At 39.2% G+C, this 26,786-nt stretch carries 22 protein-coding genes and 1 riboswitch; of the genes, 7 read left to right on the forward strand and 15 right to left on the reverse strand.

The genetic code is table 11. The features are described from left to right. Nucleotides 1–159 precede the first annotated feature (159 nt). Together ACSLUH_RS18330 and ACSLUH_RS18335 are read right to left on the reverse strand one after the other, a co-directional pair. Nucleotides 160–384, reverse strand: a complete 225-nt coding sequence (locus ACSLUH_RS18330; protein WP_448569707.1) for a PspC domain-containing protein — start codon at nt 382–384, stop codon at nt 160–162. Between the two features lie 170 nt (nt 385–554). Then, on the reverse strand, nt 555–905 hold the full coding sequence (locus tag ACSLUH_RS18335; protein WP_448569709.1) for a VOC family protein: 351 nt from the start codon (nt 903–905) through the stop codon (nt 555–557). A 157-nt stretch (nt 906–1,062) separates the two neighbouring features. Between ACSLUH_RS18335 and ACSLUH_RS18340 the strand changes: the two genes are divergently transcribed. Beyond that, complete coding sequence (locus ACSLUH_RS18340; RefSeq protein WP_448569711.1) at nt 1,063–2,418, forward strand: dicarboxylate/amino acid:cation symporter; 1,356 nt, start codon at nt 1,063–1,065, stop codon at nt 2,416–2,418. A gap of 26 nt (nt 2,419–2,444) precedes the next feature. On the opposite strand, the gene ACSLUH_RS18345 is transcribed toward ACSLUH_RS18340, so the two are convergent. Together ACSLUH_RS18345 and ACSLUH_RS18350 are read right to left on the reverse strand one after the other, a co-directional pair. After that, a complete protein-coding gene (locus ACSLUH_RS18345; RefSeq protein WP_448569713.1) occupies nt 2,445–3,626 on the reverse strand; it encodes a cystathionine beta-lyase in 1,182 nt (393 codons plus the stop codon). Between the two features lie 130 nt (nt 3,627–3,756). After that, a complete protein-coding gene (locus ACSLUH_RS18350) occupies nt 3,757–6,192 on the reverse strand; it encodes a DNA polymerase II (RefSeq protein WP_448569714.1) in 2,436 nt (811 codons plus the stop codon). An 83-nt stretch (nt 6,193–6,275) separates the two neighbouring features. Here ACSLUH_RS18350 and dinG point away from each other — a divergent pair, with 83 nt between their 5' ends. Further along, the gene (dinG, locus tag ACSLUH_RS18355; RefSeq protein ID WP_448569716.1) at nt 6,276–8,366 is read left to right on the forward strand and encodes an ATP-dependent DNA helicase DinG; all 2,091 of its coding nucleotides are present in this window, start codon (nt 6,276–6,278) and stop codon (nt 8,364–8,366) included. 3 nt (nt 8,367–8,369) lie between these two features. On the opposite strand, the gene ACSLUH_RS18360 is transcribed toward dinG, so the two are convergent. From ACSLUH_RS18360 to pdsO, 3 genes are all read right to left on the reverse strand, one after another. Then, nucleotides 8,370–9,146 carry a substrate-binding periplasmic protein gene (locus ACSLUH_RS18360; protein ID WP_448569718.1) on the reverse strand — a complete coding sequence of 259 codons (777 nt, stop codon included), beginning with the start codon at nt 9,144–9,146 and terminating at the stop codon, nt 8,370–8,372. Between the two features lie 117 nt (nt 9,147–9,263). Beyond that, nucleotides 9,264–10,109, reverse strand: coding sequence for an MBL fold metallo-hydrolase (locus tag ACSLUH_RS18365; RefSeq protein ID WP_448569720.1), 846 nt, complete (start codon nt 10,107–10,109; stop codon nt 9,264–9,266). A 182-nt stretch (nt 10,110–10,291) separates the two neighbouring features. Beyond that, entirely contained in the window at nt 10,292–11,077 is a 786-nt protein-coding gene (gene pdsO / locus ACSLUH_RS18370; protein ID WP_448569722.1) for a sortase-associated OmpA-like protein PdsO, read from the reverse strand. A 227-nt stretch (nt 11,078–11,304) separates the two neighbouring features. Here pdsO and pdsR point away from each other — a divergent pair, with 227 nt between their 5' ends. Then, complete coding sequence (pdsR, locus tag ACSLUH_RS18375) at nt 11,305–12,021, forward strand: proteobacterial dedicated sortase system response regulator (protein ID WP_448569724.1); 717 nt, start codon at nt 11,305–11,307, stop codon at nt 12,019–12,021. A 5-nt stretch (nt 12,022–12,026) separates the two neighbouring features. Then, the gene (pdsS, locus tag ACSLUH_RS18380; RefSeq protein ID WP_448569747.1) at nt 12,027–14,186 is read left to right on the forward strand and encodes a proteobacterial dedicated sortase system histidine kinase; all 2,160 of its coding nucleotides are present in this window, start codon (nt 12,027–12,029) and stop codon (nt 14,184–14,186) included. A gap of 15 nt (nt 14,187–14,201) precedes the next feature. Here the strand turns inward: pdsS and queE are convergent, their stop codons facing one another. After that, complete coding sequence (gene queE, locus ACSLUH_RS18385) at nt 14,202–14,876, reverse strand: 7-carboxy-7-deazaguanine synthase QueE (RefSeq protein WP_448569726.1); 675 nt, start codon at nt 14,874–14,876, stop codon at nt 14,202–14,204. An 80-nt stretch (nt 14,877–14,956) separates the two neighbouring features. Between queE and queC the strand changes: the two genes are divergently transcribed. Then, entirely contained in the window at nt 14,957–15,613 is a 657-nt protein-coding gene (gene queC / locus ACSLUH_RS18390; protein ID WP_448569728.1) for a 7-cyano-7-deazaguanine synthase QueC, read from the forward strand. Between the two features lie 79 nt (nt 15,614–15,692). On the opposite strand, the gene lysC is transcribed toward queC, so the two are convergent. From lysC to ACSLUH_RS18405, 3 genes are all read right to left on the reverse strand, one after another. Continuing rightward, nucleotides 15,693–17,039: a lysine-sensitive aspartokinase 3 gene (gene lysC, locus ACSLUH_RS18395; RefSeq protein WP_448569730.1), complete on the reverse strand. Its 1,347-nt coding sequence runs from the start codon at nt 17,037–17,039 to the stop codon at nt 15,693–15,695. Between the two features lie 103 nt (nt 17,040–17,142). After that, nucleotides 17,143–17,342: riboswitch (Lysine riboswitch) on the reverse strand. A 332-nt stretch (nt 17,343–17,674) separates the two neighbouring features. Then, nucleotides 17,675–18,652, reverse strand: coding sequence for a TolB family protein (locus ACSLUH_RS18400; protein ID WP_448569732.1), 978 nt, complete (start codon nt 18,650–18,652; stop codon nt 17,675–17,677). A 76-nt stretch (nt 18,653–18,728) separates the two neighbouring features. Continuing rightward, on the reverse strand, nt 18,729–20,138 hold the full coding sequence (locus tag ACSLUH_RS18405) for a TolB family protein (RefSeq protein WP_448569734.1): 1,410 nt from the start codon (nt 20,136–20,138) through the stop codon (nt 18,729–18,731). 313 nt (nt 20,139–20,451) lie between these two features. Between ACSLUH_RS18405 and ACSLUH_RS18410 the strand changes: the two genes are divergently transcribed. Further along, nucleotides 20,452–22,278 (forward strand): winged helix-turn-helix domain-containing protein, encoded by a 1,827-nt coding sequence (locus tag ACSLUH_RS18410; protein WP_448569736.1) that lies wholly within the window; start codon nt 20,452–20,454, stop codon nt 22,276–22,278. Between the two features lie 6 nt (nt 22,279–22,284). On the opposite strand, the gene ACSLUH_RS18415 is transcribed toward ACSLUH_RS18410, so the two are convergent. The 4 genes from ACSLUH_RS18415 to ACSLUH_RS18430 form a co-directional block, all read right to left on the reverse strand. Next, the gene (locus tag ACSLUH_RS18415; protein ID WP_448569738.1) at nt 22,285–22,638 is read right to left on the reverse strand and encodes a hypothetical protein; all 354 of its coding nucleotides are present in this window, start codon (nt 22,636–22,638) and stop codon (nt 22,285–22,287) included. Between the two features lie 101 nt (nt 22,639–22,739). After that, a complete protein-coding gene (locus ACSLUH_RS18420; RefSeq protein WP_448569740.1) occupies nt 22,740–23,105 on the reverse strand; it encodes a cupin domain-containing protein in 366 nt (121 codons plus the stop codon). Nucleotides 23,106–23,608: 503 nt separating this feature from the next. Beyond that, the gene (locus ACSLUH_RS18425) at nt 23,609–24,553 is read right to left on the reverse strand and encodes a DUF2268 domain-containing putative Zn-dependent protease (protein WP_448569742.1); all 945 of its coding nucleotides are present in this window, start codon (nt 24,551–24,553) and stop codon (nt 23,609–23,611) included. A gap of 35 nt (nt 24,554–24,588) precedes the next feature. Next, a complete protein-coding gene (locus ACSLUH_RS18430; protein ID WP_448569743.1) occupies nt 24,589–25,374 on the reverse strand; it encodes an AraC family transcriptional regulator in 786 nt (261 codons plus the stop codon). A gap of 126 nt (nt 25,375–25,500) precedes the next feature. On the opposite strand from ACSLUH_RS18430, the gene ACSLUH_RS18435 reads away from it, so the two are divergent. After that, nucleotides 25,501–26,382, forward strand: coding sequence for an MBL fold metallo-hydrolase (locus tag ACSLUH_RS18435; RefSeq protein ID WP_448569745.1), 882 nt, complete (start codon nt 25,501–25,503; stop codon nt 26,380–26,382). The last annotated feature ends 404 nt before the right edge of the window (nt 26,383–26,786 follow it).

The following is a 26,786-nucleotide window of genomic DNA, read 5'->3' on the forward strand; positions in this document are numbered from 1 at the left end:
GCTCAAGTAGAGCACCACATCTTACCGATGAAGCGAGAGCGAGCGTATCCAAGATGCGTTAAACCAAAACCTAGCAAATATCCCAAGAAAAAATGCCAGTCAGTTGTTAACTGACTGGCATTAAGCTAGTCGCTGGCTTTTTTAATCATAATATTAACGTTATTCTTTATCTATATCCGCTAAAAACGCTGCTCTTTGTTCATAACTTGGAATACATATCCATAAAATAAAATAGATAAAAAAACCAATTCCCATAAACGCTAAGATTAGAAAAACAAATTGCAGGCGATTTTTTCTAATACCAAAGTGCTCAGCAATGCCAGATAATGTCCCTGTGACAATGCCGTCTTTGCTGCGTGTTAAGACTCGGCGGTGTGTATTCATTAAACGATCCTTTCTTACCCTTGCCTTTTACACTAAAGTGCCTGTTCGCATAACGAAAACACTATTATTGACAAGATAACCTACATTTTTTACCGATCATAAAACGAAAGCCCTTCGACTTTCAAGGGTCAATACTATCAAGATATCCACTTTACCAATATTACCTGCAGCTATTCGGACCAAATCGCTAATTCATTGCCACTTGGTTCTGTAAAATGGAAACGACGGCCACCAGGAAAAGAGAATATTGGCTTTACTATCTTACCTCCGGCTTGAATTACTTTATCAAGGCTTGCTTGTAAATCTTCACTATACAAAACCAATAACGCGCTACCATTTTGCGTCGTGGCAGTTAAAGTAGACTGGTAAAAGCCACCATCAAGTCCTTGATTTGAAAAGGCACTGTATTCTGGTCCATAGTCGGTAAACTGCCAAGAAAATGCTTGCTCAAAAAAGCGCTTAGTGGCAGCTAAATCGGTTGCTGGAAACTCAACATAGTTTAATTTCTCATGAACATTCATATTACATCCTTGGCAATCGCCACTCCTAGGATTTGTTTACTTAAATAGTTTGTTTACTTAAATAACTTGTCGTAGATCAACATTACTAGGCTTTATTTTGATAGACAATCAACTTTTGTACTAGACTTTGCGCTAATCCTTAAAAAAAAGTAATGAAATGCACAGCTATCCCCTATTTTTAAGACCTTTAGTAAATTTGACCACACAGTTTGATAAACTTATCGAAGGACGCCTATGGCTTAAAGTCTTACTGGCATTATTCCTTGGTATTGTCGCTGGCATTTTGTTAGGCCCTGACTTAAAACTAGTGTCAGCAAGAACAGTCACCTTAATTACTGCTTGGCTTGCTTTACCTGGTCAGCTATTTCTCGCTATTATTCAAATGATTGTCGTTCCACTAGTTTTAGCTTCTGTAGTAAGAGGACTCGCCTCGAATAACAACCCTGACGCATTAAAACAAAATGGCTTAATTGCGATTATCTTTATCATTGCATCTACCATGATTGCAGCTACGGTTGGTATTGTGTTAGCGTTAACCATTCAACCTGGACAATATATTGATGCGACCAACCTGATTGATAGCAATATTGCCCCACTAACGAGTGTTGCCGCCAGCGGTTTTCCTGACCTTGCAGACTTACCAAATAAAGTATCGGAGCTCATTCCAAAAAATCCACTAGCGTCAATGGCATCTGGGGAAATGTTACAGGTAATACTATTCTCGGCGGTCTTAGGTGCTGCCTTACTGTCAATCCCCGCACAACAATCAAAGCCTTTGTTTGATTTACTGGGGGCTTTACAAGAAGTCAGTTTGCGTATTGTTTCATGGGCAATGTTACTTGCACCATTTGCGGTATTTGGCTTGATCACAAAATTGGTCGCCAACCTTGGCATCGACGTATTAGCCGGGATGATGATTTATGTGGCAACCGTTGTACTAGGTATCCTTATTGTTGCGATGCTTTACTTTATCGTTGCTGCGTTAACCTGGTCAGGCAAGCTTAAAACGTTTTTAGGACACGTAAGAGAGTTATTATTATTAGCTTTTTCAACCAGTAGTTCTGCTGCGGTTATGCCAATAACCTTAGATGTCACAGAAAATAAATTGATGATCAAACCGGACATTGCTCGTTTTCTCGTGCCACTGGGTGCAACCGTAAATATGACGGGTACCGCTATGTATCAAGGCATAGCAACAGTATTCTTAGCGCAAGTTTTTGCCGTCGACCTAAGTTTAACCAGTTATCTCTTTATTGTGACTATGGCCGTTGCGGCATCAGTCGGTTCACCTGCAACACCTGGTGCTGGCATCATTATCTTAAGTATGGTGCTAGAAGGTGTTGGTATTCCTGCTGCAGGTATCGCCTTAATTCTTGGCGTTGATAGAATTTTAGATATGTGCAGAACATCCGTTAATGTATTGGGAGACGTTGTCTCTTGTACAACGGTGGACTACTTTACTAGAAAGTCCACGTCAGCAGAGGAACCTACCTCTACTGACCTAGAAAAATGACGCTTGGCAACGCTTGAAAAATGAACTTAACGTGAAGCTAACGCTTGGTTTAGTCGATCGAACCCTTTGGCTAAATCGTCAATTAAATCATCGACATCTTCTAAACCAACATGTAAGCGAATTAACGGATAGCTATCCTGCCATGTCGTCGCAGTTCTTAAACGCCCCACATTAGTATTACCCAGTATTAAACTTTCGAAACCGCCCCAAGAATAGCCCATTTTGAAATGATGCATACCATCGAGTAACGCATTTAATGATTGCTGATCACCTCGGTTTAAGACAAACGAGAATAAGCCATTAGAGCCGCTAAAGTCGCGTTGAAAAAACTCATGACCAGGACATGATGCAAAGGCGGGGTGTAAAACACGATCAACTTCTTCGCGTTGCTGCAACCAATGTGCAATTTTTAAAGCACTTTCTTGATGCTGTTTTAACCTGACACTTAATGTGCGAATACCTCGCATTGCTAGATACAAATCATCTGGCGAGGTACATTGCCCCATTAAGTAACTATTTTCTCTTAATTGTTCCCAATAGGGTTCAGTTGCAACCGCTGTTCCCAGCATGACATCCGAATGACCAACAATATATTTTGTCGCCGCCTGAATAGAAATATCAACACCATGTTCAAAGGCATTAAAATTAACCCCTGCCCCCCACGTATTATCTAACATGACCATGCAATTATGACGATGCGCGACTTCTGCTATAGCGGGCACGTCTTGAACTTCCATGGTAATAGAACCCGGTGACTCAAGAAAAATTAGTCGAGTATTGGCTTGAATTAATGCTTCAATACCTGCGCCAATTAGCGGATCATAATAGGTTGTCTCAACGCCAATATTCGCTAACATCTTATCGCAAAAATCACGCGTGGGCTCATAGGCATTATCAACCATAAGAATGTGATCGCCAGTTTTAACAAACGATAAAATAGCATTGGTTATTGCAGCGGTTCCTGAAGGATAAATAGCACATCCTGCCCCACCTTCTAACTCCGTCATTGCATCCGCAAAGGCAAAAGCCGTACTTGTGCCGCGGCGACCATAAAAAAGTACTTTGTTACCACGATTAGCTGTAGCATGTTTCATTTCTTTCACGCTATCAAATACAACAGTTGACGCTCTCTCTACTGGCGGGTTTACCACACCGCGCGTCCATTTTGATTGCCTTCCTGCATTAACAATTTTGGTATCTTTTTTCATATTACTGCCATTACATCTAAGTGGTTTTATGGATATCTAGACATCTAAAATAACGTTCAGTGTATAAGGTAAAACACCTGTTTGTATACAAGTATTTCAATATAAACCAGCATTAAGGAGAATAAGCCAACTAAAACAGTTGCATTTGTTTATCCGTGATTTGGTCAAAGCTACAGTCGATAAACGGTAGAATATCATCAGCGATTGGCTTTAACTGTCGCTCTCGATAAAAATCATAATCTAGCGGAGCATGCGCATACTCAATGACTTGTGGGCCTTCGAGTGTCATAACGTACTCAATCCACCCTTTTTTCTGATATTTTAATGGTTTACCATTTTTTAAGTTGAGTTCATCAGCGTGTCGAGCCGCTTTCACATGCGGGGGAATATTTTTTACGTACTGATCGAGTTTACGTGTTAATCGTTTACGATAGACGAGCAAATCATCAAATTCTTTCGAATATAATCTAGAGACAATAGACTTGACGTAGTCATCAACCGGCTCCTGTTTAAACACTTTCATGTAGAGCTCTTGTTGAAATTCTTTACTTAACGCTGTCCAATCACTGCGTACGGTTTCCATCCCTTTAAAAACCAATTGTTTGTCACCGTTTTTGTCGATTAAGCCTGCATAGCGCTTTTTAGTACCAATAACACCAGTTTGTTTTTGATTATCTACCCCTCGAATGGTTGGCATAAAAAATTGCTCAAAATGTGTTTCAAACTCAATTTCTAGATAGCTTTTGACCGCAAATCGAGCATCAAGGTCTTCATCCCAATGCGTGTTGATAAAATTTGCGAGCTCTTGGCCTAAGGTAATGCTTTCTTGAGCGGTTTTATCATTGCCGGCATGAATAAATATCGAGTCGGTGTCACCATAAATCACCTTAAAGCCTTTCGATTCTATCCACGCTTGTGTTGTTTTAAGTATCTCATGGCTACGTTTGGTTATGGACCCCGATAATCTAGGATCAAAAAATCGACAACCGGTTGAGCCAAGCACCCCATAAAATGAGTTCATTATAATTTTAATGGCTTGCGATAATGCGGCATTATTATCGCGTTTTGCTTTGTCGCGCTCACTCCATAGGGTTTTAATAATTTGTGGTAAAAAATGCTCTTCCCTAGAAAAGTAAGCGCCATCAAAGCCTGAAATTGCATTTTCTTTATTGAGCAGTCCTTCTATCATCCCCATTGGGTCAATATTAAATGTACGAATAATACTGGGATACAAGCTTTTAAAATCAAGTACGAGTACATTTTTATATAGCCCAGGAATAGAATCCATGACATAACCACCAGGCGATGTGAGCCCTTTTAAACCATCGCCCATATTGGGCGCAACATAGCCGGCTCGATGTAACTTTGGTAAATACAAATTTGTAAACGCAGCAACTGAGCCACCGATACGATCCAAAGACAACCCAGTTAAGTGTGCTCTTAACATGGCAAAATCGAACAGGAGCGTTTTTTCAAATATTTTAGTGACTAATCGACAATCTTCGAGGTTATACGTTGCTAACGCCAACTTATTATGATGAAAATTATGGGTGATTTCAGCAACCCGATTATCAACATTTTCGACTTTCTTCCCTACTCCCAGTAGTTCTTGCGCTACAGATTCTAGTGAAAAGCTACTAAAACGGTAAGTTGCACTTTTTAACATATCGATACCATCAATAACCACTCTACCGGCAATATCAATAAACAGTTGTTCACTTTGGGTTTGTTGCCGCCATCTTGGTTCACTACCATCACGACCTAAAGTAAAAGGAATTTTGTGAAGATCAAAACGTTTTTGTAGTAAAGCAAAGTCAAAATTTATGACATTCCAGCCGATGAAAATATCAGGGTCATGTTTAGCTACCCACTCATTAAGCGCATTTAGTAAAGCTTTTTCGTCTTCTAACCAAACAAGCTCAAAATCGATCTCTTGTTGAAACTGTTCGGCTTGACCTATCATTAACACGGTTTGACTGTTTTCGCTGTATAAGCCAATAGAATAAAGCTCTCCTTGCATCGAACATTCGATATCTATCGATACTACCGATAATAACGAAGTGGTTAATAACGCTTTATCGTCGCTTTGCTTACATTTTACCTCGGTAACAGTGCGATAAGACTTAGCACTTTGTTCAACCAGTTCACCTGAAAACAAAATTTTGGCGGTGATAAATCGCTCAATAAGAAAGCGCTCATCTGGCCTAAAATCATCTTCATAACACTTGATTTTATGCTCCTTAAAGAAGGTTCTTATCGCATAAAAATCACGTAATTGTTGAAAATAAACGCCAACCACCTGCTGTTGGCCAAAAGTCTTTAACGAGAGTGGTTTAAATGTAACTTTTCTTCTATCTGAATAAGATAACAACTTGCTGGCTTTTTCATATTGATGCTGTTCAATAAAAAATAACGGTTGCTGATGCTCTATTACCAATTGAACTGGGCCCGATAGTGTTTTAACCCATAAAATAACTTGGTTACTTCCATTAACATCGACGGTTTGACGTGTAAGCAAAAACCCTTGCTCGACGATGGATGCATTTTTTTTATCGGAATGTGGCATTAAAGATTCTATTTAGCGACAATAAGCTGTTAATATATACAGCAGTGTAATAGATACCGCTAACAATGGAAACCTTTAGCTCAATGTTAAGTGATAAGATAAAAACAACGATCAGAGCGTCATATAAAGCAATTGGGGAAAACCTCAGTAATTTTAATCCTCGCAAGCAACAAACGTTTTTGATCGCTGAAATCGCCAAAACATTAGCTGGTGAGTATGATAAAAGTCGTAAAATTATTGCCATAGAAGCAGGCACAGGCACCGGAAAATCGCTTGCTTATTGTTTAGGTGCAATTCCGTTAGCCATCTCTAAAAAGAAAAAAGTCTGTATTTCTACCGCAACGGTCGCACTTCAAGAACAGTTAGTTGATAAAGATCTTCCCTTTTTAAAAGCTAATGCCGGGATCGATTTTAACTATACCTTAGTTAAAGGTAGGCAACGTTATGTTTGCCGGCAAAAGCTCGCTACTGCAATATCAACAGGCGATGAGCCACAAGCGGGATTTACCTTTGCCCAAAAGCCAAGTGCCATTGATGTAAAAATACTTAACGCGATGCATGTAAAGCTCAAAAATGGTCAGTGGCAAGGTGATTTAGATTCTTGGCCAGATCCAGTACCCGCTCATATTTGGCAAGCAATTCAGTGTGATAAACATAGTTGTTTAAAACACTTAGCAGAACATACACATTGCCCTTTTCACAAAGCCCGTGAAACCATGGATGCCGCTGACGTTTTAGTGATTAATCACAGCTTACTGTTGTCTGACTTAAGTTTAGGGGGCGGAAAAATCCTACCAGAGCCTGATGAAACATTTTATATTATTGATGAGGCGCATCATCTAGCCAAAATCACTCGCGATCATTCCAGTGCGACAATTGCTATTAAAGGAACAATAGACTGGCTAACCAAATTAAAAGAAACTGGTGATAAAATATCAAATATTGTCAAATCTCAATCAGCCATTTCACCGGCATTGAAGTTAGGAGATGATTGCCAAGATATTATTACTGAAATGCAAAAAGTCGTTACCTTTATCGACAATAATGCTCCAGCCTATTTTTCTCAAAAAAACGCCCAAGAAGATAGAACCTACCGCTTTGAAAATGGCTTGATCCCAAAAACACTAAAACATTGGGCGGAAGATCTCGCTGAGCTTAGTAAAAAATGTATCAACCATACCAATAAGCTATATAACCTCACCATGGAATCAGTAAAAGATGGTGATACACAAATGTATTTAGCAGAGCCATTGCTAGCCGAATCCGGCTTTATGATCCAACGTTTAGAGAATTTCAATGCCCTTTGGCAAATGTACGCCAAAACCGACAGTGATAAAGGTGCACCTCTCGCTCGCTGGATTGAACAAATCGAGGGAAAAAAGCAAGACTACCTGTTATCAGCTTCTCCGATTGATGTGGGTTTTACCCTAGAAGATATGTTGTGGTCGAAATGTGAAGGTGCTGTTTTATGCTCAGCAACAATTATGGCACTAAATTCTTTTGAGCATTTTCGCAAACAAGTTGGCCTCTCAAATAATGATGGTACTCAGTACCAGCATGTGAACTCGCCATTTGACTATTATAATAACGCAACCTTAGCCATTGCTAATATGGATAATGAACCGAGTGCGCCATCGTTTACCGATGAGCTTATAAAAAAGTTACCTGAGCTCATCAGTCAAAGTAATGCAACCTTGGTGTTATTTTCGTCTTATTGGCAAATGGAACAAGTTGCAAAAGCGTTGCGGGATAAATACAAAATGACCCTGCTCGTTCAGGGAGAGCAATCTCGTCAACAACTCATAGAACAGCATAAAAGTAATTGTGATAAAGACAAGGCGAGTATTTTATTTGGTACACAGAGCTTTTCTGAAGGATTAGATCTTCCGGGTAAATACCTGACCAATTTAATTATTACTAAACTTCCTTTTTCTGTGCCAACGTCACCAGTTGAAGAGGCGCAAGCAGAATATATAACCGCAAAGGGAGGCAATCCTTTTATGTCATTGTCAGTACCTGAAACCTCTAAAAAGCTAGTGCAAGCGACAGGTCGATTACTTCGCAATGAAAAAGACTCTGGCACAATAACTTTACTTGATAAAAGAGTATTGACTAAACGATACGGCAAAGAGCTACTTGCTAGTTTGCCACCTTATCGTCAAATACGGCGTTAGCGTTTATTTCGCTTTTTCAAGTAACCGCTGGTAGTTGCCGTCTTTTTTCATTTGTTGTAAGGTTAACTGCAGCTTTTCAGCAAGATCTTGATGTTGCTTATGCATAAAACTATATAAATTAAGCTCAACTAACGGCGGTGTTTGCACACTAATTTTATCGTTAAAGCGCGCTCGGTAGTTTTTTAAGATCATCTCACCCGTCGCTTGACTGGTAATAGTAATATCTGCGCCACCATCATAGACCATATCAAAGGCTTTAACCGTTGAAATAACGGGATAAAGCGCTTTAAAGTGCTGACGATTTTCCTCGATAAACTGAGTACCTTGTTCATAAGCGACAGTTAACTGGCTCAAGCTAGACCAACCATCGACAGCGATGTTTTGTCGACTAAATACACTTTGTTCGATGATAAAAAGAGACTCATCAACACGAATTAAATTAGGATATAGTTGAGCGTCTAGGCTTGCTACACGAAATGCCACACCATCTAACTTTTTATCATTAGTCCAAATAAGTGCTCGTTTGTTGGGCATATGCAATAAACGAAAATCATACCCCAGCTGATTAAATGCGAAAGTTAAAACCTCTTGGGCTTGTCTATACAACAGGGTGTGCTTAGCATTAGTCGTACCAAAAACAACCGTCACTCTTTGACTTTGATCATCATGGTGGTCTCGTGTACCTTGTAAAATCGGTTTTGCAAAAAGCACAGAGCTAAGCAGTATGGTTACTACCAAAATAATTTTAACAATGGATGAACCACGAGACTTTGCACTCATGGACAAACTAATCGCCAATTCTAGTTAACTCCCTTTGGAGCAAATTGCACCTTAACACCATTTGCGTATTTACATTAGCTAAATAAAATTATAGCACTTTAAGGTCACTAACTCGCCTTATTGCTTGGACAGCGCAATGACTTTAACTTCTTCCGGTACAGAAAAATACTGTAGCGTACTATTTAACAGTGGCTGAGGTACTTGTTTCGGTACATGAATACCGACGTGCTGCTTGGCATTAAGCAATTTAGTTAAAATAGTGCGCCCTTCACTCGAGCCATAAAACCAATAAGGTGGAAAGTTAATATCTGTTTGAGTTTGTTGCCAAAATGCTTGATAAGGCTGATAGTGACTGGTTAACGGATCAGCGTCTCCCATATGCATCATCGTTGCCCGCTCTTCTAGGGTGATACGAAAAACCATATTTTCAACGTCTTGTCGCTGAGGCCAACCAGCATGTGGTATACGAACCGCTTCTATGCGTAAGTTTTCAACCGATTTTTGCCATGGTTTATCATTAAACGCTAATGCAATTGCATTTAACCTAGGTTTAACCTCTTCTTTAACAATCGGCATTATTTGATCCACTGCTTGCTGTGGCGCAAACAACAAAGTGTTCTGATTAAGAAAAAGGTATTTAGCAAGATCTTGTGCATCAAAGTGATCTTCATGTGCATGACTAATAAATACCGCATCTATATTATCGTAAGGTGCTTTGTTGCTCATCAGTGCTTGGCGGACTTCTTTTGGCACCAATTGATAAGTGCCGTAGTCATTATGGAAAAACGGGTCGAAAAGTATTTTGGTATTCTGATACTCAAATAAAATACTCTCGTTAGCTAAATACCTTGCACTCGCCTCAGTGTTCGCATGTTGATGGTTTTCTTTTTGATGAGCAAACGTTGACGTAGCGAGTAAAGACAAGCTCAATAACATTAAGCGAGAAAAAGTAGTTGATTGCATAGCGACCCTATCGAAATATAAACACGTTAATCTAAATTAGCTTGTCTTAATAACAAGGTCTATAAAAAAAGCCAATTGTTACAATTACAATTGGCTTTGAAAAACTTTAAACATTAATTTGTAACCGTGTTTTTAAATTTAACACCTCCTTTTATCAGCTGTTTTAATAAGGGAAGCGCTAATTAGTAATGATTAGCAACCGTTTGGTCGTTTGTCGGTTGCTCACCTCTTAACTTAATCACTACTCTGCGATCGTAAAAGCTGACTTCTTGTTGCTGATTGGCAACAACAGGGGCTTCTTCTCCAAAAGCAAATAACTTGATCCGTTCTGGTTTTACTCCTTGATTGATCAGTGCATTTTTAACAGCATTCACACGGGCAATTGACAATGCATGATTCTTCTCTTTGTCTCCTTGTAAATCTGTATACCCTGACAAATCAACGTCTAAGTGTTTACTTTGATTTAGTAAATTCGCTAATGCGGTAATTTGTGGTTGGTAATGGTCTTTTATTTCGCTAGACCCAGTTGAAAACTGCAAACTCATCAAAAGATTTTGCGCTTGCAATTGCGTCGTTTCATCTAATTTTTCTCTAAATTGTGCAATTTGTTGACGATAAGATTGTGCTTGTTTTGCCAACTTTTGTTGATAACGTTGCTCAACCAGAGTTTTATCTTGCTCTGTTCTAGCGATAGTCTCGTTTAAATGGGTAATTTCCTCTTTGGCATTAATTTCTTTTGCGATAAGGTTTCCCGCTAACCCCGTAATAAAAGCGCCTGCGGGACCGCCAAATACTGCGCCGATAACCGCACCGACGCCAAAACCAATCCCAGCTTTATCATTAGCGGTTAATGTTGTTTCTGATGATGCGTTTGTCAGCTCTTCATTTTCATACGCAATAACAGGTTTAATCGATAACGCCGAAATCAATGCCAAGCTGATGAGTGAATGTTTAGTTAATGTTTTCATGTTTATTCCTTAAAAAGTTAACCGTTAAGTGAATTATCAAAAGGCTAAATGCTTCTGTGTGCTTTCAGTAAACCTATTAAAACAAACAATTTGGGCATTAAATGGCTACAAAAATGGCAAGTTGGCGATCAATTATGGCAACATTATGGCAATTACTATTTTTATAAGACGATCTCAATTTTATTGGGTATAGTTGCCGTTAGATAATCCTTTAGTACGAAAGAAACATGAGTAAACGAATTGCCATTGTCGAAGATGAAGCCGCTATTAGAGAAAATTATGCTGACGTACTCAGAGCCCAAGGCTATCAAGTGCAAACCTTTGCCAATCGAGAAAGCGCAATGAAAGCATTCTCATTGCAATTGCCACATTTAGCGATTTTAGATATTGGTTTAGAACAAGAATATGATGGTGGTTTTACCTTGTGTCAGTGGCTACGTACCTTGTCATCAACTTTACCCATTATTTTCTTAACGGCTCGTGATAACGATGTAGATACGGTCTCAGGTTTACGAATCGGTGCCGATGACTATTTAACCAAAGATATTAGCTTACCGCATTTAACGGCGCGCATTGCCGCTTTATTTAGGCGCGAGGATGCATTAAAAAAACCCACCGATACTGAACATGTTTTAACGCTCGAAGCACTAACCATTGATAGCCAACGAATGACAGTCTCTTGGCATCAAACGCCATTAGAAATTACCGTTACCGAATTTTGGATGGTTTATGCGCTCGCCAAAAACCCAGGGTTTGTTAAAAACCGACAACAATTAATGAATGAGTCAAAAATATTTGTCGATGATAGCACCATCACTTCACATATTAAGCGCATTCGTAAAAAGTTTATTAAAATTGACCCTGATTTTGATTGCATTGAGACTGTTTACGGCATGGGCTATCGCTGGAACACCTTAGCCGCACACAAATCACAACAAGCGTAAGTAACCTGATGCGTTTTCGTTTTGGCCTCAGAGCAAAGCTTTTACTACTGTCTAGTGTCTTGTTTACCATTCCGTGGTTTGGTTACCAGTATGTCTGGGAAATGGAAAAGTATTTACGTTATGGACAAGAGCAAACCATATTAGGTACGGCAAGAGCGTTAGCAACAGCATTGCACGAACGACCCAATCTATTTGATAATCAAGCAAGCTTTTTACCGAGTGTTGAACAAGGTAAAGACCTTTATGGTTACGAATTAAAACAAGCCATTTTACTCGACGGTTTATCTAATGACTGGCCAAATTATCAAAATAGGATCCACCTATATAACGACAAGCACCTATTAAATAACACATCACTGGCAGCTAATAGCGAGCAGATGTTTACTGCAACTATCGCTAAGTATGGCCGTTATTTATACTTGTTTATCAGCGTTACTGATCATCACGTTGTATTTCGGGGTAAAAATTCTGCCGCAATTGATCGCAATGATCACCTTGAGATTGCACTGGTAGACCAACAGCAACAGTTTAATCGTTATATCATCGCTAATAAGCAACAAGGCTGGCTAGACAGTTATCGAGTAACCAACCTATCAGGCGCTTTTCCCGAAGTTGCCAGCTTCATTCAAGGTCATTGGCTCAACACGCCACAAGGTTATAACATTGAGTTGCGTATTCCTTTATCACAACTCGGCGACAAAATTGCATTTGCTATTCATGATGTAGATGCAGACGGAGAGGAAATCATTTCATCAATGGGTTCTGCTGATCCTAGCCAAGCCGATACGCTAGGTACCATTGTGGTGCCATCGCCTGAAATTGAACGGATTGTTAAAGGCATGAGTCATACCAATTCAAGAATTTGGGTGGTTGATCAACATAAACGTGTGCTTGCCAGTGCTGGTGATTTAACTAAAGCCGGTGGTGTTTGGCAAAGAACGACGCCACAAAGCGACGAAAACTCACTATGGCAAAAATTTGAACAACGCTATCTCATTCCCCTTTATTATCAGTTTTTAACAAAGCCACCGAAAGCATTTATCGACAATCTTTATGATACACAAAACCTTACTGGGCAACATATCGAAACGGCGTTAACGGGAGAGCCCTCTTCGCAATGGCGATTAAGTAAAGATCAAAAAGCCGTTGTGTTATCTGCTGCCTATCCAATTTATATTAACGAGCTGGTTCAAGGGGCTGTTATTGTTGAAGAAACAACAAACGGCATTCGTACGTTAAGAAATAAAGCGTTAGAAAAGCTCTTTAGCGCGATTTTAGCTATTTTAGTGATCAGCGCGATTGTCTTTTTAATTTTTGCATCGAGGATTTCTTACCGAATTAGAACCCTGCGTAACCAAGCCGAGCAAGCAATCGATGCCCAAGGCAGAATCACAACGGCGATTACGCCATCAAACACAAATGATGAAATCGGCGATTTATCGCGTAGTTTCTCGCAAGTCGTTAGCCGGCTAAGTCAGTACAATCATTATTTAGAAAGCATGTCATCACGTTTATCTCACGAGTTAAGAACGCCGATAGCCGTGGTGAGAACGTCACTAGAAAACCTTTCATTACATCCTATTCCAGCGCAAAGCCAACCGTATATTGAAAGAGCTCAAAGCGGCATTGCGCGGTTAAATGCTATTTTAACGTCAATGAGTGAAGTAACCAGAATTGAGCAAATGTTATCGAGTTGTGAGCGGGTTAAATTTGATGCACTCAATGTTGTTAAAGGCTGTGTCCTGGGGTATCAGCAAATTTACCCTGATATTACCTTCAATCTAATTACCCCAACAGAAAGCAGCTACTTTTTAGACGGTTCTCCTGAACACTTTGCCCAATTGCTCGATAAAGTCATTGCAAATAGTGCTGAGTTTACTAACGATAACGTCGTTACCATCAACGTAAATTACGAAAATCGAAATCTTATCATCACTATCGACAATAATGGCCCTTTGTTGCCTGAGCAAATGCAACACCGTTTGTTTGACTCAATGGTTTCTGTTCGAGAAGAAAATCAAGGTGAACAACCGCACTTAGGACTTGGGCTTTATATCGCTCGACTAATTTGTCAATTTCATCAAGGCGAAATAAAAGCATTTAATCACCACAATCCTAATGGTGTTGCGGTGACCATGAAGTTTCCTTCATCAAAAGAAAAGTAACACCCGAGGTGGAAACTATTCAATACCTATATACTTATGCACTTGTATCGACAAACGCCAGTTATTTTCAATGCAGGTTTGTATTGCTAATTCAGTTGCTCTTTGTTTTTGGCTAATAGGTTGTAAGTAAACTGGTTTGTCGGTAATTGCATGTTTAGCCAATAATGCTTTTAGATCGTCTACATGTTGCTCTGTAGCCACTGGATGCTTAATTTCATTGGCACGCTGCATAGCACTATCTAGTATCGCGTAACCACCTTTCATGTTTACTTTAGGTGAAACTGTCACCCAGCATTCTGGTGTTGTTTTTATTTCAAACGTACCTGACGTTTCAATCTGACAGCTAAAACCGCGTTGCTGTAAAGCATCGCATAAGGGCGTTAAATCAACCATACAAGGCTCCCCCCCCGTGATAACGACATGCTTAGCTTGATAACCTTGGTCGTGACATAAGCTAATGATTTCTTCAGGTGTCATTGCTGACCAATGTTCCGATTCTTGAGTTTTTGCAAGCATAGTGTCTACGCTAACACTTAAATCAGGCTTAATCTCCCAAGTATGTTTAGTATCACACCATGAACAGCCGACAGGACACCCTTGTAAACGGATAAATATTGATGGTTGACCAGTAAAAGCTCCTTCCCCTTGAATCGTTTGGAAAAGCTCATTAATTTTATAGTGATGACTCATATTGACCGCTTAACTTTATTGACTGGTAATTTTAACGTAAAATGCGCGCGTTATTTATTATACCCTAAGAGAGTCGACAAATGACCAACAAAGTTGTTGTTATTTTTTCAGGTGGCATGGATTCATTTACCGTGCTCAATCGTGCATTAAGAGACGGTAAAGAGGTGTACGCACTGTCTTTCGATTACGGTCAACGTCACGTTAAAGAGTTGAAGTGTGCAGCCAAAGTTTGCCAACAGTTAAATGTTGCTCATAAGGTCATCGATATCTCAGCGATTAACCAACTACTCGCCGGCTCGTCACTTACCGATGATATCGATATTCCCGAAGGGCATTACGAAGCGGAAAACATGAAATCAACAATTGTGCCTAACCGCAACATGATTTTGCTATCTTTAGCGGTAGGCTACGCCGTTTCTGTTGGCGCAAGCCAAGTGTATTATGGTGCCCATTCTGGTGACCACGCCATTTACCCTGATTGTCGACCAGAGTTTGTTATGAAGATGAACGACGTCTGTCAAATTGCTAACTATGAGCCAGTTGAAATCTTTAGTCCGTATTTACATGTCTCAAAAACTGACATTTTAACCGATGGTTTAAACATGGGGCTAGATTATAGCGACACGTGGACTTGTTATAATGGACGGGAAAAAGCTTGTGGTAAATGTGGTGCATGCCAAGAACGTTTAGAAGCATTTCGAGATAATAACGCCGTTGATCCGCTAGCGTATGAGTAATACATGTTAGTTAAAGCAAAGAGCATCTTTTGATGCTCTTTTTTGTAGTTAATTAAGCAAGTTAATTAAGTGAAGCTAGTTAAGCAAATAAGGTACGGTGTAACTTTTCTACTGCGCTATTGGCACTGTTTTCATCGACTAAGAAACATAAATTGTGTTCACTAGCACCGTGGCAAATCATGCGGATATTTATCCCCGATATTGCTTCAAATAACTTAGTACCCACACCATTAGTTTGATGCATTTTATTGCCGATAACGGCTACCAATGATAAACCGTGTTCAACCGTAACCTCACACAATTGCTCTAATTCTTGTACTACCGTAGTGTTAAGTAACGCCTGTGTTGACCCTGTAGGGTTATCAAAGGTCATTGCGACACTAATTTCACTAGTGGTAATTAAATCTACACTCAGTTCGTGTTTAGCCAAAACATTAAATACTTTCGCTAAAAAGCCACTAGCATGTAGCATTGCCGGGCTTTTTACCGTCACGAGTGTTTGCTCTCTTCTGAGCGCAATAGAACGATAAATAGGTTTTGAATCTACCGAACGTTGAATGCGTGTTCCGCCCTTTTCTGGCTCTTTACTTGAACCAACAAAGACGGGGATATTTTGTCTCATCGCTGGGATCAATGTTGCTGGATGCAAAATTTTTGCACCAAAGGTTGCCATCTCAGCAGCTTCACCAAAGCTAATCTCATTTATAGCGCGCGCTTGATCAGTAATACGAGGATCGGTAGTAAAAATACCTTCAACATCGGTCCATATCGCTAGGTTATCAGCATGTAATGCTTCAGCAAGTAACGCGGCACTGTAATCTGAACCTCCTCGACCTAGCGTTGTCGTGTATTTATCATCATCTTGACCAATAAAACCTTGCGTGACAATGACGTTACTTTCCAACTTTGGCAAGAGTAATTGCTTGGTATATTCGCCAAGTTTTTCGATATCAACAACTGCTTTGCCGTACACGCTATTGGTTTTCATAATTTGTCGAACATCAAAGTATTCAGCGCTAACACCTACCGAGCCTAATACTTTAGCGAATATACGTGAGCTCATTTGCTCTCCAAACGCTAAAATAGCGTCGGCAATTCGCCCACATGGGTTCAATGCTTGGGCTTTCGCAAACGTTGCTAGTTCATTGAGTAAACCATCGATTTCACGATTAAGCTCAACTTGGCTGTCAAGGTGTTGTGTAATATTGTATTGAATTGCTTTTATTTGGCCGATGATATCAATTTGTTCAGCTTCACTGACGTTATCTTGCGAAAGGCGTACCAATAAATTAGTGACGCCTGCACTTGCAGAAACGACCACAACGCGATTACTGCTATCACTTGCGATAATATTAGCACAACGCAACATCGCTTGATGATCTGCAACACTCGTACCACCAAACTTGGCGACGGTTAAATTTGACATCTGATAAGGTCTCCCTATGGCTATTTGTTAATTAGCCTAACAACATTAAGGAAGAGCATGACTGAGTGGAAAGGTGCGCACAATGGCGCAGCAACTTGTCTTTTCAGCCAGAAGCTCTCCACCCTATTCTACTTAGTATTACCTGTTACTAAGCAGAGGTGACAATCCTAGGGATTCAACCCTAGTGACCGAACCATAACGCCCACATCGTTATCGTCCTCGGCGATAGTCCCCCTCATTTTCAGTCTTTGGAATTGTGGTTCCTCACGAAAACTACCTGGCTATCGCACCTCTTCTGGTGCTCGATTAGACTAAATTGAGTATTTATTCTAACGAAAGCGTTGCTATTAAACCTTAAATTAAAAATAATTTCAACAGACTTTTAGACGTCTATTGCATTATTTTCGTCTTTAAACGAACCTACCTAAACGAATAGTCAATAAGGATGGACTATGAAAAGCAATAGAAATAACTTTGCATATATACAATGATTTGCCCTGAGTAAAAATCAACCAAAATGCATATATGCGCTTTACACTTGACGTCAGACAACACGTTGGCAAAATTCAATCTAACATTATTCAACTATTAAAAAACTAACTATGTTAATCTGTGCAAATAATACTGAGGTTGGTTCAGTTTATCACGTGCGGTCGCCATGCTGGCTGTGCATCGAGTCCTTGTCGAACAGTTAGCCGCCGAATATCACTTCCATCAACCCTCGATACAAATAACTCTCTATCGCCATCAACAGTACTTGAAAATACGATCCAATCACCATCCGGCGATATACTTGCCCTGTATTGCTCTATTGCACCCCAGCCATTATCCCAAGGATCAATAAACGAACTTGGCTTAATCTGAGCAGAAGCAAGTTGTTGTTGCGAGTGAACTGGCGTTAATCTTCCAGATATTATATCGACCTGATATAAGCCAACACCGTTTTTCTTATCACTGTGCACAATAAGCTTATTCTCTACTGGCGACCATACCGGCGCAAAAACCCGTGCTAATTCATGTGTTAATTGCTTTATCTCCCTCGAACTAAGATTAATTAGATACACTTGCATAACCTGCTCGCGATTAGAAATCCCTGTCACGGCAATATATTGTCCGTCATGAGAAAAGCTTGGCGCAGTAAATACCCAATCCTGATGTGTTGGAATTAAAAGCTTTTCTTTATCGGTTATTAAAGACTTAAGATACAACTGTCCATCTCTTAAGTAGGCAACTTCATTCCCATTATGGTTAAAAGTGGGGTCAAACTCATAATAGTCAGTATTATATGCCGGCACTTGGGTAATTCGTTTAGCTGCTAATTGATCGATTTGACCTATCCAAACATGCCAACCACCTTTTCGGTAAGATTCGAAAACATAATGCTTGCCATCAGGAGACCAGTTAGGGTAATGGTCAGGACGAGAGCCTGATTGTCCAACTTGCCTTGACGTTCCCGTTGATAAGTCAAACAAAAATAAATGACCTTTACCCTTTCCTTGCCCTTGGTAGTAGAGAATTTCGCCATGCGGCGTTTTAGGTATTTCATCATAGGCTACCAGTAATAATGGGTAAAAAGATAGCAACATGACCACTAAAAATGAATGCTTAAACATATTGCATACTCCTATTCTTCAAAAGCTATTACACACGGTAGACTATTTAAGGCAAGCCTACCGCGCATGCAGTTGCTTAATTCAATCTTGTAAACTCATGTACTGCCATTAACTCCCAATTTTCTCCATTTGGGACAAGAATATCACTTTTCCAATGATCATTATTGCGAGAGTATTCAACTCTGAACTGTTTGGGGAGCGATCGACTATTTCCGGCAGATGTTACATCCATCACCCACTTAGTAGATTCTCCAGCATTACGTTGCTGCTGCATAACTACAGTGCCATCTTCCATCACTAAGTTGTAGTAAACAGTTTTAGTTTTACGATCAAGTCCTAATAAACCTGTAGCGTTTCCATATTTTTTACCATCCCAGAAGAGTTCAAGCTCAACAAGAATAGATTTTTTATTAGGCCCCCATTGATAATTGGCAACTTCTTCAAATCGCCCTTTTGAACTGCCATGGGTTGAAATACCTTTCCATTTACCAATCATTGGCGCTAAAAACTCTTGCTCCATTATCGCAATGGTATCAACCCAATCTTTACCGCCTACTTGCTCAGCCTTAACGATTTGATTTGGCCATTTTCCTTTATGAGTGAAGAAATTTACTTCCCAGTTGCCTTTATCGAAATAAACCCAGCTTCCATTTGGATGAAACGCGGTAAAATATTCATGATGATCGTTACTTTTCGTCTTATTGGTTATCGTACCATCGACAATATTGGCAGAAAAAATATCATGCTTCCCCCCTTTATTACTTGCACTATAGAGAACATGGCGGCTATCGGGTGCCCACGTTAAAAAGTCTTGACGAGTCTTATCGTAGGTTATTTGTTTTATCTCTTTAAAATGAGGGTCTGTTACATAGATATTATCATCACCATCTGCTCCTCGATTAGAGGCGAACGCTATCTTTTCACCATCCGGTGACCAAATTGGGTTAGTGTTTCGCCCGGTATTGGGCTGAGTCATCAGCTGTTCTTTACCAGTATCTTTAACGATATAACGAATTTCTACATTATCTTTATCGACAAAACGACTATAGATGATGATATTACCATCAGGGCTCCAAGACGCCGTATGACCATTCCCGACCCCGTCGGTTAATTGCTTTAAATCACTTCCGTCTGGCTTAATTGAAAATATTTCCAAATCTTGCATTGACGGCCCACCTGAAAAAACAATTTCACTGCCATCAGGTGACCAGCGTGGTGCAATTTCCCAAATACTCTCTGTTCTAGTTAATTGTCGTTCATGCGTTCCATCCGCATTAGCGATATACAAATCCGGTAACGCGTCACCACGATATGAGTAATAAACAATTTGCTTACCGTCTGGTGAGAATGATAATGAAAAGTCTTTTTGTTGCTGTGCTTGAAGCGAACCGCTTACGGTGCACGTTACTGCGCATAAACTAAACATTAATTGTCGACTAAAGCCATTGTACCTTTTGTGATTGATATTCTTGATAGAGTTTTCCATTTTTTTCTCCGTAGCATAGCTATTAACTTTTTGACGTGTAATAACTTAGATAAAAGTCGCTATCATTTACTCAAACGCAGGTTAATAAGTCCTTAAGAGAAACTAAAATATTCTAATTTAGGTGTATCTTATTGTTTTATATATAGTTAATATTTCTATTAACTTCTTCGAAGAATCAGTAAATTTTGCTTACCATTTCGATCAGAACAAAAATAACAACGTTATTGCTGTTCATTTGTCTGACTGTTACGCTACCAATACAGAATGAGATTGCTGGTTTGCTCTACTAGCAGCATTTGGTTAAGAGAAGACATTGAATAAATTTACTATCGGGTCTTGGATTGTTGATCCGACAAACTCCACCCTATCTAATCAAAATACATTACAAGTTGATCATAAAATAATGCAGTTACTGTGTTATTTGGCAAAAAATAATCACCAGGTGGTATCACGCAACGAATTACTTGATAACGTTTGGCAAGGGCAAGTCGTTTCAGATGACGTACTAAATGTAGCTATCAGCAGTTTGCGCAAATTATTGGGAGACTCTCCTAAAGAACCACGATATATAAAAACAGTTCCCCGTTTAGGTTACCAATTGATCGCCCCGTTAGAGTGGCTCAATGAGCCTGCGAAACAAAATAAGCAAACAGATCAAACCAACGACAATAAGCATGTCTTAACAGGAAATTCGATAACATCTAGCAAAAGAAACGTGCTAGTTGCTATTGTTTTTATGGCACTTTGTCTTCTTGTCTTTTTTAATCTTAACCATCAAAGTACAAGCTCAGAAAAAATAAAGTTGGCGGTATTACCATTTGAGCTACTAGCCTCTTCAGATGCTGCTGAATATTTAGCCGATGGCCTAACAGAAGCTATTATAAACCGACTGGTCAAAGAAGATAATATTGCTTTAATATCTAGAAGCTCGTCTTATAAGTTTAAGGAGAGTAAAGAAACCATTGGCGCAATTGCCAAAAAATTAAATGTTGACCTAGTGCTTGAAGGATCTTTGCATATAGATGGCGAAAACCTACAAGTTACTGCTCAGTTAATTGACACTAGCACGGATGAAAACCTTTGGAGTGAAAAGTTTCAAAGCAATTTACACGATATTTTTGATCTTCAATTAGAAGTTTCAAATGCCTTAGCACGACGCTTCAATAAACAACCAGTGCAACACCAATCCTTTAATCACCAGCCAATCGCCAGCGATGCTTTTACTACCTATTTAAAAGCTCGTTACTATCACAATAAGTTCGACCTTGAACAAGCTCAAACCTTGTATCAGGAAGCTATCTTGCATGATGGTAACTTTGCTCAGGCGTATGCGGGTATTGCTCAAGTACATTTCTTAAAAGCGTTTTCTGGTGGAAACAAAACTATTCAGTACATAAATACCGCAGCTCGCTTTGCCAACAAAGCATATCAACTGGCACCCGATAACGCTTACGCTAACTTAAATATGGCATTAACTCACCTGTATTTACATCGTGCTCCTCAAAAAGCTACCCCCTTTTATCAACGAGCATTTGCGTTGAATAATCAAGATACCATGATCATTGAATGGTACATCACCTATCTATTGATCATTGAAGAGTTTGAACAGGCGAAAAACATGATTGAACACATGAAGCAAGTAAGTCCTCTTTTATACAATAAAGCCTCACTTTACAACTCGCTTTATTACGCCCAAGACTACCAGGGAGCATTAGATGAGCTTGATCTCATTAGCCCTTACATGAATTCGAGTCAGTGGGTAACCAGCGCAAGTGCTTGGATATATATGGCGCAAGGCAAAGCAGATAAACTGGCATCGATTGCTCCTGCCTTATTTGAAAGCTACCAACTTAGCCAGCGACAAATAGAAACGTTTCAACAAAAGCTAATTGCCGATGGGATTCCAAGTGCCGTCAGTTATTTTCTTTCAATGATTGAGGATCAACTTACTAAATACAACCAAGCTGAGCTGCTCGCTTTTGCTCACCGATATGATGAAGCCCTCGATATACTAGAAAAACTTGAGCGACAATCACAGCTTCAGGTATTCAAACTAAAAATTGAGCCCGCTTTTAACAGCTTACATCAACATCCACGCTTTATCGCGCTAGTTGACAAATTAGGACTTTTAAAAGATTAGTAGGTACTAATGTATCAACAAACTTACTTTAATTGAATTGATAATCATTTCAGTACGTTGCCCTAACGTTATTCCTTCAAACTCCGGGTTGATAGTTACTTCATCAGATTCAAAGTTAATGACGGCATTAACTTTATCTGCGCCAGTACTAGTGATAGCCACAGAGCATTTATATGGAGCTTGCCCTGGTAAACTTATCTCAATATCACTTTTTTTCCCCTCAGTTACAATAACTTCTGGGCTGGCAATAAGCTTTCCTGACTCATAAATCGTCATACGCACTTCAAAGGTTTCTTTCGCTAAAACAGCTTCGGAAATAACTAACATAAGTAACAAAGGTAACAGGCGAATAACGGGCATAACGAGTACTCTTTTTTATAATGACTAATCAGCTATAAATGAATTTAACCTTCACTAATGTATTTTATTAAATAAAAACTACCTCTTCCATTAATGTGATTTTAGATCCAAACATCATTTTCGGCGGTTAACTCACTTTTCGCATCACCGGTATTAATAACGCCTTTAGGCTCTACTATCATGATTTTGCATTCGTTTTTTGCGCTTGGTTTATGTTCGACACCTTTGGGGATCACATACATCTCACCAGCGTTTAAGCAAACACGTTCATCTCTAAATTCAATCGTAAGTTCGCCTTCAATGACAATAAATACTTCATCAGTATCTGGGTGATCATGCCAGACAAACTCTCCTGCTACTTTGACCAACTTAAACTGGTAATCATTCATCTGAGCAATAACACGTGGTGACCAATGTTCGTTGAATAAACTAAATTTGTTATTAAAGTTGACGACCTTACTTTTCACTATAAAACCCTTTATCTCGTTATCTCTTATACTTGTCATCAATACTGTTGATCAAATGTTTTTGCTATAGAAACCATCATTGCTAATGCACATTCAATGCATTGATTTTTCAAATATACTACATCAGATTAGCGTCAAAGTTTATGTTAGTTATCCGTGGTTAACATTTAGTAGCAATTTCGACAAAAAATACTTGCCTGCACACTAGGGTCTGTTGATCTTTGTATAAAATTTACAAAGAGTAATAACATGACGATAATCAAGGCAAAAGATTTAAAGTTTAGCGGGCAAAACGATGGGGTTTTAACACAAGTAGCGTAAAGCCCTAAAACCTTAACTAAAGGGGCAATTTTTTTTAACACTCGTGGCATTAGTGTATGCTCATTTGGATTAACCAAACTTCGCCCACGTTATTTTGCTATTATCAAAAAGTAATAGCCTATTGCAGAAAAAACAAACAAAGTTCAACAGCCCCTAATTCACTGGTAAATATTCAACACGCTCTAATACTGAGTTTGTAGCAAATCTATCGCCTTGATGATGATTGGCCTAAGTTGTTTAGCATTCATCTTGGCTAACGCCTGCAGTGAGTATTTTTTACCAAGCTCTTGAGCAATCAGATAGCCCAAATAATAGCCTCTTCTTGGTGGCAAGCCGGTTTCATCCGCTTTAAAATTAAAATACGCTTTATAGTGTTCTTCATCAGTAGAAAATAACTTAGCTTTTAAATCACTAAGTGCTAATAGCAAATTTGCCTTCGTATCAGCGGCCAAGCCATTAGGAATATTGAGCATTAACTCATCTTCACTTGCCGCTGTATTAAGTTGATGCGAAACGTAGGTAGCTAAGCCTTCAGACCACAAACTACACCACAATGCGTCGCCACATTCAAAAAACTTTTCATGATAAACATGAAACAATTCATGATGAAAAAATGGCGTATCATCTTGCCACTGATGAAACCTCACCATCACATCAATGCCAAATAACAAATAAGGTTTACCGTCCAGTTCCCTCGTTGCTCCATTAAATTGGCCAAGCGAATGAACAATATAAATTGGCCTATCGGACTTAAAATCAGAGAACGACGTTAAAAACGACGCCATGCTTTGATCTAATTGCCCTGTGAGTCTTTTTTCCTTAGCAAGGTAGCTTTCTTTTATCGACTCAAACTGCTCTAACGACTTATTAAATGCTTTATCTCGATAAAAAGGAGCAAACTGTTGATTAAAGTAGTCGGCAAAAGCATTGCTGCGCTCTGCTAACGGCATATCATGAGTTTGTTCAAAAAGCGCATAATAATCATCCGCTAAGTTAATGATTGGTTCATCATTAGCAAAAACCGTTACCGTAAATGAAAGTGTTAGTAACAAGCTAAGCTGTATATACAACCAAAAAAAATAATCTTTCCGCGTCTTATAACGATAAGATTGTTCGAAGTATTTCATTGTATTGTGCTCTTTTTCTTCGATAATAAACCAAGCTAATTAAAATACTGTTGAGGGGTTATAGCAAAGTTTTTTTTGAAACTTTGTATAAATGCCGAGGGCGAATGATAGCCAACTCGGTAAGAAACCTCTTTTATCGGTAAACCTTGTTCTAGGTATTTCAATGAACAAATCAACCTTAACCGCTGCCGCCATTTAATAAAAGTTAAACCAGTTTGCTTTTCAAAATTTCGGGAGATAGTTCTTTCACTGGCACCAACCAAAGCAGCCCACTGTGATAACGACCTCGCGCTATCGGGGTGAAGTAACAAAAACTCAGTAATTATTAGTAAACGCTTATCAGAGGGCATTAACAACTCCAAAGAAGTTGGTGGTTGATGGGCCAGTTGATCGCATAACACTTCAAGTATCTTGCTGTCTTCAACACTTAAACAACCTAAGGTGTTGAGTTGAAGCATATAGTTAATTAATTCTTTAACAAGCGGCGATATTTCAATAATTTTACTGGCATTAAATGGCCAATAAACTTTTTCTGGATTAAGGTAAATACCAACAAATTGGGTATTGGAAATAGCCCAGGATTCATGAACTTCCTTTGCCGGCACGAGTACAGCTCGATTTGAAGTAACAAAATATTCACTATTCGCGACTCTTGTTCGCAAAATCCCTTTTTTGGGATAAATCACTTGATGCCATTCATGATAATGAGGTGCATCGTGTTCATTTGCCGACATATCATTAGTACGAGTAATAACTGAAAGGTGCGGTAATTGACCGATCAGCGTATTAGCATCCCCTTTATCTTGTCGTATAAGAGACATAAGTTGCCTTTTTATCGTTATATGTAGTTAATAACTCATGTTAGTATGAATAAGTCTCCTTGTAACCAAAATTCCCCTAGATGAACTAAGTTCACTAGAACAAGAACAAAGAAGGAATATATACCCATGACCAAGTTTAGTGCGATTGCTGCGGTAACTCTGCTATTGAGCCAATCCGTTGTAGCTCAAACAACTCCAGCAACTATAGACAGCCTACAGCTAACTGAGCACATCGCATTTCATCGAATTAACAGTGATAAAGGCAATACCACCAGTGTGACGTTTAAGGTCGGCAACGATGTCTTACTCGTTGACCCAAACTTCAACAACACGAGTGAATTGTTAAAAGAAAAGATACTAACGGATAACGATACAAAAATTCGCTATGTCACCAGTAGTCATGATCATCGTGACCACATCGAACAGTATGGCCAATTTGCTCATCAGGCGATTATCGTTATTCCAGCTAATCAAGCACAAGCGGTTACTCAGTGGGGCGGCAAACCTACAATAACTTATACTGGCTCACTAACGCTAAACATCAATGATAAACAAGTCGAATTAATGACCTTACCTCATGCCGTAGGTCACACTGATGGCGATGAATTAGTATACTTCCCTGCTGAAAATATTTTGTATGTTGGTGATTATTATTTTAGTAAAGGCTACCCTATCATCGATAAGTACACAGGTGATATCTATGGTTACATCGAAAACCTCAGTTTCATCACTAAGCAATATAATGACAAAACCTTAGTAATTCCAGGGCATACCACTTTTGCTCCCGATGCAATGACCACTCATAGTATTGATGATATTAAACGTTACACCGAGGTGCTCAAACATACCATTGCACTAATTAAGGCGATGTATGACCAAGGTTTATCGTTAGAACAAGCACAAGAAAAAGGGTTGCCAAAGCAATTTTCAGCTTACAACGTCAATAAAAGTTTTAGAAATGAGCAGCGCTGGATAAGAGACGTTTATCACTACTTTGCTAAACAATAACGTTAACGAGTTAATCTAAGATCGGTAATACTATTTCAGCGCTAGAACACCGATAAAGCGAGCACGGTTCGCTCACGCTGCTTTGCTATTACAAAAAATAGCCTAGTGCATAAAAAAATAAACAGAGAACAATTGACCTTAGCAATCAACGTTTTAATCGCACCAATAAGCATTTACCTAAAAGCGGCTAAAACAACTAAGGTAAAAATAGCGGTACTAACCAACTGATACTGGTTTCATAAACAATCCCCGAGTGGGTATTATCGGCATCACGGTATAGATAATTGGACTCCCTCACCCTAAACGAGTGAGGTAATATAAAAGTTACCACACAAATATATTAAGAAGAGTCCTGTTATGTATCGTACTAGAGTTGGCGTTGATTTAGCAAAAAAAGTTATTCA

It is taken from the genome of Thalassotalea ganghwensis (genome assembly GCF_053485795.1).